The sequence below is a fragment of the Pseudoalteromonas sp. THAF3 genome (assembly GCF_009363775.1).
In the GTDB taxonomy this organism is placed as follows: domain Bacteria; phylum Pseudomonadota; class Gammaproteobacteria; order Enterobacterales; family Alteromonadaceae; genus Pseudoalteromonas; species Pseudoalteromonas ruthenica.
On the sequence record NZ_CP045418.1, the window covers coordinates 2,489,220 to 2,506,820 of the forward strand.

Below are 17,601 nucleotides of genomic sequence, written 5' to 3' on the forward strand. Positions count from 1 at the left end.
AAGCGGGCTTTTTTATATCTCAGGGTTATTGGCCATTGTTCATCTGAGTGAGCTTATCGCCAATGGGACCAGAGAAATTGTAACCATCGTACTTATCCCAGTTTATCGACCAGGTCATTACCCCACCAAAGTGTGGATACGGGTTACTGGGTGTAATGGTGCCACATGCTTGCCCCTTGGTTAAGCAATCCAACGCATCAATAATGTTTTGCGTGGGTGCTTGCCCTGAATTAGCCGATTGCGGCCCAGATGGCAGACCGATAGCAACTTGGTCATCACGCAGCGGCGCAAATTGCTGACCATTAGCAAGGGTAAACCCTTCTATCAACATTTTTGCATGCGCGACCATCATATTGACCGACCCCTCAGGTGCAGAGCCCGGCTCATAGGGGTTAGGTAGGCCACCATTGTTGTAGAGTTGCACATGGAGTAAATCCAGGGTATCACGCACATCGTCAATGAGCGGAATATACGCCCCCCAAATGCCAGAGTAAGCGACCATGCCCCCATGTACATAAGGGTGCTCCGGAGCCATTGTAAGATACATATCGCCCCCGATGTTTTGCTCAATTTGCTTCAAGGCACGCCCTAACCGCGCTTGGATCTGTGAGCCATGAACTAGGTTGGAACCACTCTCGTAATCGACATCTAGGCCATCAAAGCCCCATTCATTGATGATGTTGGTCAAACTGGCGACAAAGTTCGCCTCGTCACTATCTGTCTCTAGGGTAATCGTGCCTTCGGCGCCGCCAAGGCTCAATACCACGACCTTTCCTTGTGCTTGTAAATCTTTTATGTCTTGCTTAAATTTAATCGGGTCTATCGGCGGACAATCGGAGCGAATGTCCTCTTCAAAGGGGTGAAAGACAACTTTACCCGTGGCATTGCGGTCATTCTCAGCAAAGGCAATATCGATGATATCCCAAGCACTGGAAATATCGGACAAGGGAATAGGGCAGCCTGCCGGATTAACGAAGTTATGCCAATAACCGATGAGCTTGTGTTTTTTCCCCGCTGGGGTATCAATCACATTAATTGTCGCGGCCGTGCTTTGTGCGCTGTTACCTTGAGAGTCATTGGCAAGGGCGCTGACAGCATACTGGCCTAAACTCGCGGGGGTGTAATTCAGCGTATAAGGGGCGCTGCTGTCACTGCCAACGATTTGTCCATTCACAGCAAAACTCACCTCGGTAACACTGCCGAGCGCAGAGCTTGCATCAGCAGCCAGTGTCAGGCTTTGCCCTAAGCGCAGCTGCTCTCCGCTGGCAGGGGAGTTCAAGCTCACCACCAAGGGCTGATCAGTGACAGTGACCAGTACCGACTGCTCGCTAAGGTTACCTTCATTATCACTCGCGGCAACCGTCACCGCCGTCTCACCGAGCCCTTGCACTTGCCATGTCGCTTGGTAAGGCGCACTCGTGTCTGTGGCGATCACATTGCCTGCAACAGAGAATTCAACCGCACTGACGCTGCCGTCACTGTCGCTAACATCAGCGCTAATCACCGTACTTTGCCCTTGTAATAATGTGGCATTCGCACTGGGCGAGGTAATGGTGATATCCGGAGCAATTGCGCAAATACCAAGGTCGGTCCAAGCATCCTGCCAGTGCTGGCCGACTCCAGGTTCATATGCCCAAGCCGAGCTTGAAGAACACCAACCAGCGACATCACAGCGATAGGCGTGATTGACATTTTCGACGGTATCCCCTTGGCTATAACTGGTGCCTGCAACATAACTAGGCGTGCCTTGACAGATGCCAGCTGCGGCGGCATCGACGTTGACTTGCACACTGGCACTCATACTCTGAGCACCGACATCATCGGTGGCTTTGGCTTGAAACTGATGAAGCCCCGACTCGGCCTGCCATTGTATAGAATAGGGCGCACTGGTATCGGTGCCAACTTGTACTTGATCAACATAAAAATCTACCGCCGTAACAACACCATCACTGTCATCAGCATTAGCGCTCAAGGTCACTTGCTCACCGCTTCGCGCTTGGGTTTGCGCTGTGGGTGCAGTTAACGTCACTGTCGGCGCAGCATTCCCGTCAGCGGGGAGCACCGAGATTTGTACTTCAGCGCTGACGCCCTCGCCTTGCTGATCATCTCGCGCCTGAGCGAGCAGAGTATGCTCTCCGGCCAAGGCTTGCCAATTTAGCTCAAATGGAGCAGCACTATCGACACCCAGTGAAACTCCATTGATGAAAAACTCAACGGCGCTGACACTGCCATCACTGTCGCTTGCTTGCGCCTTTAAGACAACGCTGTCATTTTCACCAAAAGAACTATTATTAAGAGGCGAAGTAAGCTCGACTATTGGCGTTTGGTTGGCACCATCGCATTGACCCAGTAAACGCCATTGCTGCCAGTCTCCGGAGTGAGTGGCTGGGTCCTGATTTTGCGTCCACCAGTTCGCTTCATATGCTTTGTCTTGGTATACAACTTGAGCACCACTGTTATAAGCATCATCGCTATTCCATGCCGTCAGTGGACTGCAGTCTAAGGCCCAAGCCACAGTGGGCGCCGCCATGAGTGCTGCCACCACAGCAGGTATATATCGCCGATTGGATTTCATAAATCACCTCCTTTGTTTTTTAATCAGGTCCAGACTAACCAAAACAAACATGTTAATCAATTGTGTATTTTTTGTGTTGAATACAATCATTATTAACAATCGACGAATATCAAAAGAAAGGACTTCAGTGAGCTTGAATTTATCTCACCACCAATGGGGACGTTAACAATGAGTGTTGGAGTATCTGGGAAAGCTCTTGGGCTGCGAGGCCTTTTGTATGTTGCCCTGCTAATTAAGTGCATAAAAAAGCCGTCTTTAAAAGGCGGCTTGTGGGTAATCAGTCTTTACATTTGTTCAAATAGACTCTCGGTGTTAAGCCCTTCGTGATGGAGCATATCTTTTAATCGGCGCAATGCCTCCACTTGAATTTGTCTTACCCGCTCTCGGGTGAGGCCAATTTCTCGGCCTACGTCCTCAAGGGTGGATGGCTCGTATCCTAATAAACCAAAGCGTCGAGCCAAAACTTCTCGCTGTTTAGGGTTTAGCTCATCAAGCCAATGCACGATATGATCGTTGATATCTTTACTTTGCACTTCCCCTTCGGGACCACTGCCCTTCTCATCGGCAATAATGTCCAGTAATGCTTTATCGTTATCACCACCAATCGGGGTATCGACGGAAGAAATCTTTTCGTTTAAACGCAACATTTTAGTCACGTCTTCTACTGGTCGGTCTAAACGCTCTGCAATTTCTTCTGCAGTTGGTTCATGATCCAGTTGCTGCGTCAGTTCACGGGCCGTGCGCAAGTAAACATTAAGCTCTTTAACCACGTGAATCGGTAGGCGAATAGTGCGTGTCTGGTTCATTATCGCACGCTCTATCGTTTGTCGTATCCACCATGTTGCATAAGTTGAAAAGCGAAAACCGCGCTCTGGGTCAAACTTCTCCACGGCGCGGATCAGCCCCAGATTACCTTCCTCAATCAGATCGAGTAGTGCTAAACCACGATTATTGTAACGTCGGGCAATTTTCACAACCAGGCGTAGGTTGCTCTCAATCATGCGTTTTCTTGACGCTTCGCAGCCGCGTAAGGCTTTACGTGCAAAGTAGACTTCTTCCTCGGCGCTTAACAGCGGCGAAAAGCCAATTTCACTTAGGTAAAGTTGCGTTGCATCGAGGTTTTTAACATTATCGTCCTTGGCAAAAATCTCTTCCTCAGCATTACTTTCCTCTACTTGCTCTAGGAGTTCTTCCTTTGGTTCGTCGATAACGTTTGTATCAGTGGCGTTGTCTTGTGTGGTTTCAAGTTTTGCAGTGTGACCCATCAGAGTACCCTCCGGTGTAGCGCGGTAAAAATCCCAAACACCTTACTACTGTTTCGTGCTTGTAAAGCTAGGGTAAGTACTTGCTCGGATTGACTGCTTTGCCTCGATACCGGATTTCAAAACGAAGAGCGGTAACAGGGGACTCAGAGCTGCCCATCTCGGCAATCTTTTGCCCAGCTTTGACATCCTGTTTTTCCTGTACTAGTAAACGCGAATTGTGTGCGTACGCACTAAGATAATCATCGTTATGTTTCACTATGATTAAATTACCGTATCCCCGTAGCGCATCACCCGCATACACGACCACACCATCGGCGGCAGCGCGAACAGAAGTCCCTGTTCGGTTGGCTATCTGCACCCCTTTATAGCCATTTTCTTTGTTAGAGAAACGCTGCGTGACCTTTCCCTGTGCTGGCCATTGCCAGCTCAAACTTTGAGCTGACTTGTTAGCAGAACGTACTTTTTTGCTAACAGTTTTTTTACTAGGTTGTTTTCGAACATACTCCCGTTGTATCGGCTTCGCAACCTCTTTCTTTAATTTTTTGTTATTTTTTTGTGTTGATTTTGTAGACTTTTTACTCGAGTTACGATATTTTTCTCGCTTTTTCTTTTTTAGCCATTGCGACTCGATGTAAATCAACTGCTTTGGGTAAATAGTGTACGGCGGCTTAATACCATTGATTTGCGCGATTTCCCGGACATCTTTGTTAGCACTAAAAGCAATGGCGTAGAGGGTATCGCCTTTTTGCACACGATAGTGCTCCCCGGTGATATGAATTTTTCGTGACACTTTGGCCCGACCAGTGTCTAAGACAGAAACCGGTGCGGGTGTATTTCGAGACGAGCAAGCGCTCAATAACAAGCAAACCAGTACTATCAAACTGGTGTATTTCACTTGCATAAAGCGCCCTTGCATAGCTTAGCGGTAAACCAAATATAAACCGATGGCCAAGCTAACTACAAGCCAACCAAGCACTTCCACGTATTGTCGCAGTTTTTGCTCCATACGCGCTCCTCCCCACTTCATCAATGCAGCGACAAGAAAAAAGCGTGCACCTCGGCCTACTGCCGATGCCAACAAGAAAGGTAAAAAGGCCATCTGCAATAAACCGGCACCTATGGTAAAGACCTTGTAAGGTATCGGCGAGAAGCCAGCTATAAACACCACCCACACGCCATAATGTTCAAACCAAGCGAGTGCTTGGGCAAACTTATCTTGCCAACCCATAGAATGGATAAATGGTTCAACTAAGGGTTCAAATAACCAAAAACCAAGAAGATAACCTAATACTCCGCCAATAACAGAGGCTAAGGTGGTCAAAATAGCGAAACGCCAAGCTTGTGAAGTTTTCGCTAAGCACATCGGTGCCAGCATGACGTCAGGGGGAACGGGGAAAAATACCGATTCGGCAAAGCTCATCCCTGCTAAGTAGCGCTCAGCATGTCGGTGAGCGGCCCAACGCAAGGCGGCATCGTACAAAGGGGTAAATAACTGCAAGAAAACTTCCTTATATTATGTCGCCAGGTACCAAGGGCACAAAACGTACATCGGCCATAACTTGTTGATTAAATTGATTTCCATGGCGAGTATATACCATTAGCTTTTGTTCAGCATCGCCTATTGGCACAATCATCACACCGCCGTCATCAAGCTGCTGGAGCAGCTGCTCGGGAACACTGGATGCCGCGGCAGTCACTATAATGCCCTGAAATGGCGCTTGAGATGCCCAGCCTTGCCAACCGTCACCATGCTTCATGCTGACGTTATACAAATCAAGCTGATGCAAGCGGCGTTTTGCTTGCCACTGCAACGCCTTGATACGCTCCACCGAATACACCTTGTCAAACAGCTGTGCCAATATAGCGCTTTGATAACCAGAACCGGTACCTATCTCCAACACCTTAGAGCTCACGCCATGCTGGCGCAGCAGTGCGGTCATCTGCGCGACGATAAAGGGTTGCGAAATAGTTTGCCCTTGGCCGATAGGTAAAGCGGTATTCTGATAGGCTTTATGTTTTAGCACTTCATCTATAAATACATGCCGAGGGGTGTGTGCTATAACCTCAAGCACGCGCTGATCAGTCACTCCCTCTTTGGCTAACAACTCTGCCAGTGAACTTGCACTGCGTTGCAGATTACCGATCATCACCAGACTCCAACAGCCATTCCTGCAAGGGAGTAATGCTTTCATGAGCGGTCATATCTACACTCATTGGCGTTACTGCGGCATAGCCTTGACGGATTGCATCAAAATCAGTGCCCGCCCCCGCATCTAGTTCAGGGCCTAGCGAGCCATACCAATACACCTTTCGCCCCCAAGGGTCACGCTGTGCGGTCATGGTTTCCGCTTTATGACGAGCACCCAATCGCGTCACTTTAATGCCTCTAAGCTCACGGTAAGGCACATCAGGAACATTGATATTAATAATTTGGTCTTTCGGTAATGGATGGCTCTTGAGCTTTTTGATTATATCAACCGTCACTTGTGCTGCCGTCTCAAAGTGCTCACACTCTGGTCCTACAAGCGACACAGCAATGGCTGGTAAGCCCATGTGTCGGCCTTCGGTGGCGGCGGCAACTGTGCCAGAATAAAGGGTGTCATCACCCAAGTTAGCACCATGGTTTACGCCCGCGACAACTAAGTCTGGTTGCTGCTCCAACAATGCATTCAAAGCAACATGTACACAGTCGGTCGGCGTGCCATTGATACTGATAAAACCATTATCTAGCTTGTGGGCACGCAGTGGGTTCATTAACGTCAATGAGTTACTGGCACCACTGCAGTTTCGATCGGGTGCCACCACATCAACCTCAGCAATTTGCTGCAACGCTTGATATAAAGCGGCTATTCCCTTGGCATGCACACCATCATCATTACTTAGCAATATTCTCATCGTGATTCCTTGTAATACTGTTCTCACTTTGTCGATAGTCAACCAGCTCTCTGAGTAACGCCGTAGCAAAACAGCCTTTTTTTAGACTAAAACTCAGCTCTATGACATTCTCGCTTGGCGCTGCGACGGTTAAGTTTTCAGGGTAAAGACGCAGCATACGGCGCTCCCCTTTAAGCCCTAATTGCGCCAACCCCGTGCACCACTCATTAAATGGTGCCAACCATTGACGCTCTTGCGCCACCAGTGCCTTATCACCCTTACCCACCATGGGGGCAGACAGCTCAATATCACCTTGTACTAAGCGGGTAATGTTCTCAGGAGTAATGGCATCAGTGAAAAAGGCGTTACTGCCACTGAGCATAAACACTTCATGTTGCAGGGTTTTGGCAAGACCATGCTCGGCTACTCGCAAACTAACGATCTGATTAAAAATGTAAGACCGGGCGGCGGAGATCACCATCGAGCGCAGCTTTTTATCGCGGATACGCTCACCTTGGAACATCCGCTGCGCCATGGTGAGATTATGCCCGCCATGACCAAAACGTTGCTCACCAAAGTAATTGGGCACTCCCTGACGCACGGCGTTAATACGACTAAGCACCGCTAATGGCTCATCGACCTCACGCAAGCGTATTTTAAAGTGATTCCCCCGATGACAACCGAGACGCAAACGGCGACCATGGCGTTGCTGCTCAGTAACAAAGATTGACTCATCATTTAGGGCACTGAAGTCGATATGCTTTTTTATCGGAACAGGAACACTAAACCACTGGCTACACACACCTTGGCGGTCTTTTTGCCCGGCGTAAGCCACCTCTCTAGGAGCCACCTGTGCATGCTTAGCAATGGCTTTGGCGACCGCCTGTGTATTAACACCACGTTTGATTATATGAATACAAACATGCTCACCTTCACCATCGAGCTCAAATCCAAGCTCTTCGTCGACCATAAAGTCTTCGGCGTGCTCTTTAAACAGCGCTTTTGCGCTTGGCTTGCCGTATAAATAGTTCAGCTCAGCTAAAGGCTGCTCCCAGGGGGATACTGCGTCACTCATGACGATTCGACCAACAGTGCCACCGCATGACTGGCTATCCCTTCTTGGCGCCCTGCGAAACCGAGCTTTTCAGTGGTCGTTGCCTTAACATTGACTTGATCCATGCGCACCTGTAAATCATCGGCTAAACATTGGCGCATAGCATCAATATGAGGGCGCATTTTCGGTGCCTGAGCGACAATAGTGACATCAACATTGCCCACCGCATAGCCCTTGTTATTCACTTCCTGCATCACCCGACGCAGCAGTATACGGCTATCAATACCAGCAAATTCGGCACTGGTATCAGGAAAGTGTTTGCCGATATCCCCCAATGCCAACGCCCCAAGTAAGGCATCACATAAGGCATGAATAGCAACATCGCCATCGGAGTGGGCAATAAAGCCTTGCTCATAATCGATGCTCACGCCGGCAATTACTAGCGGTCCTTCACCACCAAAGCGGTGTACATCATAGCCATGACCAATGCGGATCATACAAACTCCGTTACTTGTTGGGCCAAAAGAAAGTTTGCTAACTGTAAGTCTTCTGGCGTGGTTATTTTGAAATTATCACTGCGTCCGGTGATTAAGCGTACCGGATGTCCAGCCCACTCCATGGCTGATGCTTCGTCAGTAATGTTGGCACCCGCAGCAAGCGCATCGCGCAGCGATTGGCGCAAGAGCTCATAAGGAAAGAATTGCGGCGTCAACGCTTGGTATAAATGCTCTCGCGGTATGGTCATGTCGATAAACTTGCCGTCATCTTCACTATTGCACCCGCGCTTGCACCCGCGCTTTATCGTATCGCGCACCTTGGCGGCCAAAATACCACCTTGCTTTGCAGCGCAGCATTGCGCTATCAGATTCTCGATGTCATGTGCACACACTAAAGGACGTGCCGCATCATGCACCAAGACCCAATCAGGGCTTTGTTGCTCTATGGCATCCAGCGCCGCCAACACCGAGTCTGCGCGCTCACGGCCTCCGGCGACGGTACTAATAACCTGTTTATTGATGGCGAGCGTGGAAAAGTAATCATCAGCTGCACTGATGGCCACTTTAATGGCGCTGATCTCGCCTACTTTCATAAGCTTATTCAGGGTGTGCTCTAAGACTGTTTTGCCCTGCAGTTCGATGTATTGCTTGGGTGTGCTTGATTGCATTCGGGAGCCCACTCCCGCAGCGGGAACGATGGCAACAATGCGAGGTTGTGTCGTCATATGAATTCAGTAACTATTATTCTTTTCTAAGCGATTGCTTGCTCGGTAAAACGCGGTAAAACACCTCACCGGGTTTGATCATCCCCAGTTCGTGGCGGGCCCGCTCTTCTACCCCCTCCAAATCCAACTTCAGGTCCTGGATATCTGCCTCAAGCAGTTTATTACGTTTACTTAATTGTTGATTAGTAAGCTCATGGCTGGCGACCGCTTTACGCAGTCGGGTGTAATCCTCAATGCCATTATGACCAAACCATAACAGATACTGTAAGTAAAAAAACAAAGCCACGAGGCCTAATTGAAATAGGCGCATTATGTATCCTTTACAGGCAATGGTTGCCTGAAGTTTTTCCAGTTTATTCGTGTTGTTAACAGCATTTCCCGCAAGCTTAATGTGCGCGGCGATGTGACCTTATATTGCTGCCAACGATGGCCACAGCAGGCCGGCGTAAAATGCTTCTTGCTAGGCCATAACAGCGTCACTTTTTGATGTTGTATGCGGCTATCTTGATACTGACCCTGCAAATCAAACCATCCGCTTTGATTGCAATGCACTCGGTTGCAACTGACTTGATCAAGCGTATCGAGCATTACATACTGCATCCCTTGCTGCGCCACCAATACCGGGACTAACATGCCAATTTGCGCAAAGCGGCTATAAAACGCATGATTTTTCTCGCTATCTGATACTGGCGCCTTAGTGGCCTGCTTGGCAATCCAACTGCCATTTTGCCCATCTAAGGTTAACGGGCTATGACCACGAACGATGTGAAACGCCGCGCGCTCGACATAATAAGGTAAGCTGGCTAGCATACGCGCCACACGAGCCGCATCAACGCTGGGTTCAAGGTGCTGGCTTAAGCGCTGTAGTTCTCGAGCATAAAAGGCATTACACAACTCAGCATAGAGCACCCGCTGCTGATCCAGCGCAAATAAATCGGCCTGCTGCGATGACGGTTGCTGCACAATACCTCCTAGTCGTAGAGGTTAAGTTTATACCATAGTTGTGCAAAATTTGAGAAGCATGATATCTGTCCGATGCTTCAAGATACTCGCGCTATTTAGGTTGCTCACCTAGGCGGGCAAAACCTGTTTCCATGAATTGCACCACTTGAGGGCGTTTTTTGCCGATCAAAATGCTGCCATCAGCTAAAAACATAAAGTTTTGCCAATGTTGTTTAAACACATCAAACCGAGTTTCGATAACCTCAACGCGGCTATTACAAAAATAGACTGTGGTGTTGTCTTGCCAATCTAAATGACTAAGAATCTGCTCAGGGATTGCTGTTTCATCTTCGAATGCCTGCTCCCAAAACACCTCTTGCGCTTGCCAGTGCTGCGCTTGGCATAGCCAATCATCTTCGCTAAAGAAATCCGGGTGGTCCTTATCCCGACTGATAAAGGTCGACCACAGCACCGCAGAACGGGTTGGCGTCATCGGTTTTATCTGCGCCAACTGTTGTGGGGCTATCAATAGCTCTTGGTGCTTAAACACCCAAGCCTTTGCGTATTCATCCAAACACAAGTAATTCATTCAATATGGCAACTTATCGCAGCGCGAAACAATATCGGCCATTATACCTGTGTTAGCGAGCGCTGTCACAGCATGACTTGGTGTACAAATCGAACTATGGCAGACTAAGCACATTGATGTCAGACCAGTAACAGGATTATTCCGTGCATTTCGATTCTACCGACCACTACATTGCCAGTAGCGCCTTAAAACAAGCTGTCAACGCGGCTATTGCCCTACAAAAACCGCTGCTGATCAAAGGCGAGCCCGGAACAGGAAAAACCTTATTGGCTGAAGAGCTCGCTAAAAGCATAGGCAGTGAACTGATTCAGTGGCATATAAAGTCCACCACCAAGGCGCAGCAAGGGCTCTACGAATATGATGCGGTATCTCGCCTTCGTGACTCGCAACTAGGTGATGAGCGTGTCCATGATATCGGCAATTACATAGTTAAAGGGAAGTTATGGCAAGCGTTTGCAAGCGATGAACAAGGTCCGCGTCCGGTGCTGTTAATTGATGAAATCGACAAAGCCGACATCGAGTTTCCGAACGACTTACTGCTGGAGCTCGATAAGATGGAGTTCTTTGTCTATGAAACCGGTGAGCGCGTAGTCGCTAAACAACGCCCCATTGTCATTATCACCTCCAACAACGAAAAAGAACTTCCCGATGCTTTTTTACGCCGTTGCTTTTTCCACTACATCGACTTTCCAAGTCCTGATGAAATGCAGCAAATTGTCGATGTTCACTACCCCGACATTAAACAAACGCTATTGCGTGAGGCGCTAGAGGTGTTTTTTGGCTTGCGCCAAGTCGATGGCTTAAAGAAAAAGCCTTCCACCAGCGAGCTTCTCGACTGGCTTAAATTGTTAATGGCTGAAGACATCAGCCCCGAGGTGCTGCAACAAAGCGCAGATAAAGGCGGGTTAATGCCATTATTTGGTGCCCTGCTTAAAAACGAGCAGGATGTGTCGTTAATTGAAAAGCTTGCGTTTATGAGCCGCCGCTAATGTTAATTGAGTTCTTCTTCACGCTACGTAAGTATCGCTTGCCAGTCAGCCTGCGCGAGTTGCTGGATTTGTTAGCGGCCCTCAAAGCGGGCGTGGTATTTGCCGATACCGAAGGTTTCTATCACCTTGCTCGCACTGTTATGGTCAAGGATGAAACTCATTTCGACCGTTTTGATAAAGCCTTTGCCGACTATTTCGAAGGCATAGAAGATGTCGATTTACTCGAGGCTCTGAAAGCCCAGCATACGCTTCCAGATGAGTGGCTACGCAAAGAGTTTGAAAAGCACTTAAGTGCGGCAGAAAAAGAACAAATAGAGGCCATGGGCGGTTTAGATAAGCTCATGGAAGAATTAAAGAAACGCTTTGAAGAACAACAAAAACGCCATGCCGGTGGTAATAAATGGATAGGCACCGGCGGCACCTCGCCCTTTGGTGCTTTTGGCTATAACCCCGAGGGTATTCGCATTGGCCAACCAGGGTCACGGCAGCGCCGCGCGGTAAAAGTGTGGGATAAACGCCAGTATCGTAACCTCGATAGCAGCGCAGATATCAGCTCTCGGACCATGAAGCTGGCATTGAAAAAACTGCGTAAGTTTGCCCGTACCGGAGCCAGTGATACCTTAGATTTACCTGAGACTATTCGGGCAACGGCGAAACAAGGGGGCATGTTGGATGTAAAAATGGCACCCGAGCGCCATAACGCCGTAAATGTCATTATGCTGTTCGATATTGGCGGCTCCATGGATGACCATATTCACCTATGCGAACAGTTGTTCAGCGCCGCTCATGGTGAGTTTAAACATCTGGAGTTCTTTTACTTCCACAATTGCGTGTATGAACACCTATGGCAAGACAATGACCGTCGTCACGACCAAGTCATTGATACCCACAACCTGATGCAGCGCTTTGGTAGCGATTACAAAGTCATCTTTGTCGGTGATGCCACCATGGGCCCATACGAGATAGCCTACCCCGGTGGCAGTGTTGAGCATTGGAATGAAGAGCCTGGCGCGTTATGGCTACAGCGCATTACCCAACATTTTGACAAAGTGGTGTGGCTCAACCCACAGCCACAATCGCATTGGCGTTATTACCACTCCATCGAGATGATAGACCAACTCATGGCAAGTAACGAGCAAAGCCGCATGTTTCCGCTCACCCTTGATGGTATTAGTGCAGCAATTAAAGCGTTAACTTAGCTGTGGCAACATGGAATAACATCTGGATCAGAAAAAGCACATTATTGTTTTCGCAAATCCACCGCTGTTTAACTCGACCAAAACTGTAGGGCGACAAAACCCAGGCTAAAGCTAATTAAATAGGCCATGCCCAACCAGCTTAACGCTTTTAACCAAGTTGGTTGATTGATGTTTGCCTGTTTGACCAAACGCATATTAAGCCATGCAAATACCGGCGTGGTTAAAAAGGCAAGGGTCATGGCAAAGGTAAGCATTTCTTTTAAGTTGCTTTTAAAAAATAAGATCACTGCCATCCCGGCACCCGCTTGCAGTATCAGCCAGGAGTGGAGATGACGTGGTAGCAACTGACGGTTAATTAACTTGGCACTGGTAAACAGCGTGCGGGCATACCCATCTAGCACCGTAAGCGTGGTCCCCAACATACATAAGAACGCCACGGCGGCAATCAGCCAACGCGACCACTCACCTATGGTTTGCGTATACATATCAATGAGCTGCTGTGCAAACGCGACCCCAGCCAAAGCAATCTCACTGCTGCTGCCGTATTGTATCAACACCCCTAAGGCAAAAAATACCACTGCCAAGAGCGCAGTGACCACATACCCCAAGTTAAAGTCGAATAAGCCAGTGTTTGTAGTTATCGTGGTATTGCGCCGCTTTGCTTGCAGCCACAATGAGTTAAGCGCGGAGATTTCGATAGGTGCGGGCATCCACCCCATCATCACTACAATAAAGCTCAGCGCCGCCAGAGAAAAGAGGTCGGGCGCTTGAAACTCTGCGCTCATGGCCATCGGTGCACCGCCGCTTTGCACCAAGGCAATGGCCAATGCACCTAGCGTGCTCAACGCCAGTACCGCCATAATTACTTTAGCCACGCTGTCTAAGGCGCGATAATGGCCTAACAATAGCAATATCAGACAAAACAACAGTATCAGGGCTGATAACGCCGTTAACCCAAGCGCTCCACCGAGCATATAATGGGCCAGCGCCGCCGTTAATAGCAGTACCCCAGCAGTGTTAACAACCGCTGCAATCAGGTTCAAAGCCACAAAGCTATAAAAAAATCCAGGCCCCTGCTTTTTGTAACCCTCGACTAGGTTGTCGTTGGTCGCCAAGGTGTAATGCACGCCGAAACGAAAAAAAGGGTATTTAAGCGCATTCACGGCGATGATCAGCCATAACAGCGGCCACCCAAATAACGCCCCAGCTTGGGTCGAAGCAACCAGGTGTGAGCCGCCGATGGCGGCAGTCGCCATTAATATTCCCGGCCCTAAAGCCTTTACATACTGCGCATAATTGACTAACTGCATGGGTTTTTCTTATATTTTTTTCTAGGCTCTCAGGCTAGGTGGAATCATCATTCAATTCAAGTACATAGTGCACTATTTTTAATCAACTTAGGTGCTCAAATAGCAAACAGGACTGACCACTTAGTTGCCAGTTGCAGCTAACCTTCTTATAATTCGCCGCGATTCGTAAGCAAGGAGCCCACATCAGGCTCCTTTTTTTATGGCTAAATTTCAGAGGCATCATGCGCTTATTTCGTTCACTTAGTGGTTTTTCATTGCTTATTAGTAGCGCGGCAGCACTGGCACAGCCCGCTCAACTTAGCGGCTTCGCCACTGTCGGCGTAAGCTATAATGAATCCGAGCAATACGGGTTTCGTACTGATGTATCGGTAACCGATGGTAAAACAAACTCTGAATTAGACTTTTCCTCGTTGTCGCGATTAGGCATTCAGTTACACAAGCAGTTTAATACTCAGTGGGGCTTTACGGGCCAATGGGTACTGAAAAGCCACCCCGACTATAGCCTTGGCGATGTTACCCAACTGGCCTTTTTAAGTTACTCACCAAAGCCAAACTGGACCATCAAAGCCGGGCGTACCGCGTTTGATTTGTTTATGATGAGTCCTTATCGCAACATAGGCTATGCCTATACAGCGACCCACGCACCCATTGAGTTTTATGGCCTTATTCCCCATCGCAGCATTGATGGTATCGAACTATCTTCAGCCCACGCCACCGATCAGGGAATGTTCTCCACACGCTGGTATTACGGCAAGTCAAAGGATTACCTTACAAATTTCGATTTTCAATGGCGAATAGCTCTTGATGATATCGCTGGCGCTACGCTCACACTAGAGCAAGGTAACTGGCTTTGGCGAGCCAATTATACCCAAGCCTATATCGATAATGAGCCCGACCATTACGCCCAACTACGCGAGCTGGCGCAAAGTGTGCCTGAACAAATCTGGCCTCAAGCACAAGATATTGCCAAGCGTTTAAAAACGGTGGATACACGGTTGCAGTACGTGACCTTAGGCGCAAAGTACGATAACGGTCAGTACTATGTGCAATCGGAAATTGCCCGTGTCAGTGCTGATTCAGACATTCTCAAACATTTGCACAACGGTTATGTCGTTTTCGGCACAAGGTGGCAAGATTTCACGGTGCAACTGGGTTACTCAGTGACGCATGGCAAGCGCCAGCAGATTGATAAACCACGACTAACAAACCCCCTCGCCGATGAACTGCATTTTCAGCTTGAGCGCGGCTTTAACTATTACGTCAACGATCAGTCAACAACTTCGCTCAGCACTCGCTATGATTTTCGCGCTGATATGGCGGCTAAACTGCAGCTCGAGTACATTGATTTAGACAGCAGCGATAACCAATTTATGCTGCGCCGCGAGGTGTTTTCTACGCCAGAATCGTTCACCGTTGTAAGCGCGACGATTGATTGGGTGTTCTAGTATGAGAGCCTTCATCATCACGTGCGCACTTTACGCTTTATTGAGCGCTGTTGCGTACGGACAAGAAAAAATAGCCGTTATAGTTAATAAGGCAAACCCTACGCAAAGTTTAACCACCAAGCAGTTAGTTGACTTGTATATGGGTCGACTTATCGCTTTTCCCTCTGGGGAACATGTCGCACCTTTGGACATGCAACCGGATTCATTGCTGCGTGAGCAGTTCTATCAAGGTCTAACTAAGCGTCCGATTGGCAGCATTAATGCGTATTGGTCTCGGGTCAAGTTCAGTGGCCATGCAAAGCCGCCTTTAACTATGGCAAGCAGCGCTGAGGTAATAAAAAGGGTCCGAGAAATTGACAATGCCATCGGCTATGTAAAGCTTAAAGAAGTCACTAACGACGTGAAGGTAGTTTATACTCTTGTTCAATAAACATAGCCTGATCCTGCGCTTAGCCATTGCGCTTGTACTCACTTCGTTAATCGTTGGCGTTATCGCAGTGAAATACTATTACCGTAGCGTCTACCAGCAGGAGGTAGAGAAAGCCAACCTTGCAATTGCTCAGCTGCATATGACAGTCTCGAGCACTGCCTCTATTGCCGCTTACTTGCAAGACGAAGACTTAGCAATCGAAGTTATCAGTGGCCTGTTAAAGAACGACAGTATTCTTGCCGCGCAAATCCAAGGCACTCAGCCATTAGCCAGTCAAGGCGAAGGTGATTGGCAGCAAGCAAAAACTTTCACCTTGTATAATCCCTTTTTCGCCAATGAGGCGGTCGGACAAATGCGTCTATTGCCAGCGTGGTCAATGATAGAACAGCGAGCACGGTCAATAGCACAATCCAGTGCGCAACTATTAGTCTTTCAAACCCTTGCCGTATTACTCACCTTTACGGTTTTGGCTTATTTTATAATTACCAAGCCGATGACGCGACTTAACACTCAGCTTAAGGGCATCACCCCCAGCGGCGATAATCGCTTGCACATCCCATTCGCGCACAACGCCAGTGAAATAGGCGAAATTACCCACAGCATTAACGCTATGCTAGCGCAAACAGAGCGACTCTTTAACCAAGAGCGAGCTCTGCGCTCAGAGGTACAAAAGCTAGAAGGTCGGCTACGGTTGTTATTCGAGCATGCCGCGTCGGCAATGATCCTCGCCCGCCGCGAAGGCAATATCATCCTTTATAACGCGTCCACAGAGCGGCTGTTTAACCGCCTCGGTATTCCTTTGGAAAAGGATTTGTATCAGCTTGTGGCGCGCACTTTTAATGAGCCTGAAAAAATCATCCGCTCTATTCGCAACTCCCTAGATCAGCATGATATTGCCACCGGTGAGTACCAGCTATGTACTGACTGCCAACAAGATTGCATTTGGGCTCATATCCTTGTTACTCGCAGCTATGGTAAGGAACAAGATACCTACCTACAGATTTTTATTAATGATATTACTCGCCACAAAAAAATGGTCGCTGAGCTTAACGAAGCAGCCACCACAGACCGTTTAACAGGCTTATTTAACCGCCTAGGAGGCGAACAGGCGGCGCAACAACGCCTTGATAACGACCAAGACATTACCTTGATGTTGATTGATCTTGACGGCTTTAAACCGATCAATGATGTGTATGGCCACGACGCAGGCGACGACATCCTTTGCCATGTGGCAACACAACTACAACACCATGTGCGCAAAGAGGATGTATGTATTCGTTGGGGTGGTGATGAGTTTGTCATCATTCTCGATGCGCTTGAACAAACACCGGCGTTACACCTTGCCGACAAACTCCGAGAGGCGCTCAGCCAAGCCACACGATTGGACAATGGCGAGCAAGTGAGTGTCGGCGCCAGCATAGGTATCGCCACTTCCCCTGAACACGGTACCACCTTACAAGATCTAGTGATTGCCGCCGATCAAGCCATGTACAAGGTAAAAAACCAGCAAAAAAATGCCGTTGCTATGGCTGATATTTAGCCAAGCTCAGCGCCTCTATTTTGATATAGCGGATGCGCATACCTCTCTACAAAAACGTTATAAAGTCACATTAGTGTATTATAAGTACCACAAAAAGGTCTTCTTTTGTCCATCACTTTGCAATAACCGCTCCCTAGTATAAGCCCCGCTTTCAACAGGCAATTATA

At 48.4% G+C, this 17,601-nt stretch carries 18 protein-coding genes; 5 read left to right on the forward strand and 13 right to left on the reverse strand.

From position 1 onward, the window contains the following. Nucleotides 1–25 precede the first annotated feature (25 nt). The 12 genes from FIU82_RS11595 to FIU82_RS11650 all read right to left on the reverse strand — a co-directional run bounded on the left by FIU82_RS11595 (nucleotide 26) and on the right by FIU82_RS11650 (nucleotide 10,521). A complete protein-coding gene (locus FIU82_RS11595) occupies nucleotides 26–2,575 on the reverse strand; it encodes an Ig-like domain-containing protein (RefSeq protein WP_152441120.1) in 2,550 nt (849 codons plus the stop codon). A 284-nt stretch (nucleotides 2,576–2,859) separates the two neighbouring features. Beyond that, a complete protein-coding gene (gene rpoS, locus FIU82_RS11600; RefSeq protein ID WP_022946468.1) occupies nucleotides 2,860–3,840 on the reverse strand; it encodes an RNA polymerase sigma factor RpoS in 981 nt (326 codons plus the stop codon). Nucleotides 3,841–3,907: 67 nt separating this feature from the next. Beyond that, nucleotides 3,908–4,756 (reverse strand): peptidoglycan DD-metalloendopeptidase family protein, encoded by an 849-nt coding sequence (locus FIU82_RS11605; protein ID WP_152441121.1) that lies wholly within the window; start codon nucleotides 4,754–4,756, stop codon nucleotides 3,908–3,910. Nucleotides 4,757–4,759: 3 nt separating this feature from the next. After that, nucleotides 4,760–5,338 (reverse strand): YqaA family protein, encoded by a 579-nt coding sequence (locus FIU82_RS11610; RefSeq protein ID WP_045978509.1) that lies wholly within the window; start codon nucleotides 5,336–5,338, stop codon nucleotides 4,760–4,762. 10 nt (nucleotides 5,339–5,348) lie between these two features. Then, nucleotides 5,349–5,987 carry a protein-L-isoaspartate(D-aspartate) O-methyltransferase gene (locus tag FIU82_RS11615; protein ID WP_022946465.1) on the reverse strand — a complete coding sequence of 213 codons (639 nt, stop codon included), beginning with the start codon at nucleotides 5,985–5,987 and terminating at the stop codon, nucleotides 5,349–5,351. Next, entirely contained in the window at nucleotides 5,977–6,735 is a 759-nt protein-coding gene (surE, locus tag FIU82_RS11620; RefSeq protein ID WP_045978508.1) for a 5'/3'-nucleotidase SurE, read from the reverse strand. The genes FIU82_RS11615 and surE overlap by 11 nt, the downstream gene beginning before the upstream one ends. Continuing rightward, nucleotides 6,716–7,789 carry a tRNA pseudouridine(13) synthase TruD gene (truD, locus tag FIU82_RS11625; protein WP_152441122.1) on the reverse strand — a complete coding sequence of 358 codons (1,074 nt, stop codon included), beginning with the start codon at nucleotides 7,787–7,789 and terminating at the stop codon, nucleotides 6,716–6,718. Before truD ends, surE begins: the two co-directional genes overlap by 20 nt. Then, on the reverse strand, nucleotides 7,786–8,265 hold the full coding sequence (gene ispF, locus FIU82_RS11630) for a 2-C-methyl-D-erythritol 2,4-cyclodiphosphate synthase (protein ID WP_138587909.1): 480 nt from the start codon (nucleotides 8,263–8,265) through the stop codon (nucleotides 7,786–7,788). Before ispF ends, truD begins: the two co-directional genes overlap by 4 nt. Beyond that, on the reverse strand, nucleotides 8,262–8,990 hold the full coding sequence (ispD, locus tag FIU82_RS11635; RefSeq protein WP_152441123.1) for a 2-C-methyl-D-erythritol 4-phosphate cytidylyltransferase: 729 nt from the start codon (nucleotides 8,988–8,990) through the stop codon (nucleotides 8,262–8,264). The genes ispF and ispD overlap by 4 nt, the downstream gene beginning before the upstream one ends. Nucleotides 8,991–9,006: 16 nt before the next feature. Beyond that, nucleotides 9,007–9,300, reverse strand: coding sequence for a cell division protein FtsB (gene ftsB / locus FIU82_RS11640; RefSeq protein ID WP_022946460.1), 294 nt, complete (start codon nucleotides 9,298–9,300; stop codon nucleotides 9,007–9,009). Then, nucleotides 9,300–9,953: a hypothetical protein gene (locus FIU82_RS11645; RefSeq protein WP_138587911.1), complete on the reverse strand. Its 654-nt coding sequence runs from the start codon at nucleotides 9,951–9,953 to the stop codon at nucleotides 9,300–9,302. The genes ftsB and FIU82_RS11645 overlap by 1 nt, the downstream gene beginning before the upstream one ends. A 91-nt stretch (nucleotides 9,954–10,044) precedes the next feature. Beyond that, nucleotides 10,045–10,521, reverse strand: a complete 477-nt coding sequence (locus FIU82_RS11650; protein ID WP_138587912.1) for a DUF2947 family protein — start codon at nucleotides 10,519–10,521, stop codon at nucleotides 10,045–10,047. 143 nt (nucleotides 10,522–10,664) lie between these two features. Between FIU82_RS11650 and FIU82_RS11655 the strand changes: the two genes are divergently transcribed. Together FIU82_RS11655 and FIU82_RS11660 are read left to right on the forward strand one after the other, a co-directional pair. Beyond that, on the forward strand, nucleotides 10,665–11,510 hold the full coding sequence (locus FIU82_RS11655) for a MoxR family ATPase (protein ID WP_138587913.1): 846 nt from the start codon (nucleotides 10,665–10,667) through the stop codon (nucleotides 11,508–11,510). After that, nucleotides 11,510–12,709: a VWA domain-containing protein gene (locus tag FIU82_RS11660; protein WP_022946456.1), complete on the forward strand. Its 1,200-nt coding sequence runs from the start codon at nucleotides 11,510–11,512 to the stop codon at nucleotides 12,707–12,709. The genes FIU82_RS11655 and FIU82_RS11660 overlap by 1 nt, the downstream gene beginning before the upstream one ends. Before the next feature lie 68 nt (nucleotides 12,710–12,777). On the opposite strand, the gene FIU82_RS11665 is transcribed toward FIU82_RS11660, so the two are convergent. Further along, nucleotides 12,778–14,019 carry an NRAMP family divalent metal transporter gene (locus tag FIU82_RS11665; RefSeq protein WP_253946315.1) on the reverse strand — a complete coding sequence of 414 codons (1,242 nt, stop codon included), beginning with the start codon at nucleotides 14,017–14,019 and terminating at the stop codon, nucleotides 12,778–12,780. A 221-nt stretch (nucleotides 14,020–14,240) separates the two neighbouring features. On the opposite strand from FIU82_RS11665, the gene FIU82_RS11670 reads away from it, so the two are divergent. Genes FIU82_RS11670 through FIU82_RS11680 form a run of 3 tightly spaced genes read left to right on the forward strand, consistent with a single transcriptional unit; the run spans nucleotide 14,241 to nucleotide 17,434 of the window. Beyond that, nucleotides 14,241–15,464, forward strand: coding sequence for a porin (locus FIU82_RS11670; protein ID WP_022946453.1), 1,224 nt, complete (start codon nucleotides 14,241–14,243; stop codon nucleotides 15,462–15,464). A 1-nt stretch (nucleotide 15,465) separates the two neighbouring features. Then, nucleotides 15,466–15,894 (forward strand): hypothetical protein, encoded by a 429-nt coding sequence (locus FIU82_RS11675; RefSeq protein WP_152441124.1) that lies wholly within the window; start codon nucleotides 15,466–15,468, stop codon nucleotides 15,892–15,894. Beyond that, a complete protein-coding gene (locus FIU82_RS11680) occupies nucleotides 15,884–17,434 on the forward strand; it encodes a diguanylate cyclase (protein ID WP_152441125.1) in 1,551 nt (516 codons plus the stop codon). Before FIU82_RS11675 ends, FIU82_RS11680 begins: the two co-directional genes overlap by 11 nt. The last annotated feature ends 167 nt before the right edge of the window (nucleotides 17,435–17,601 follow it).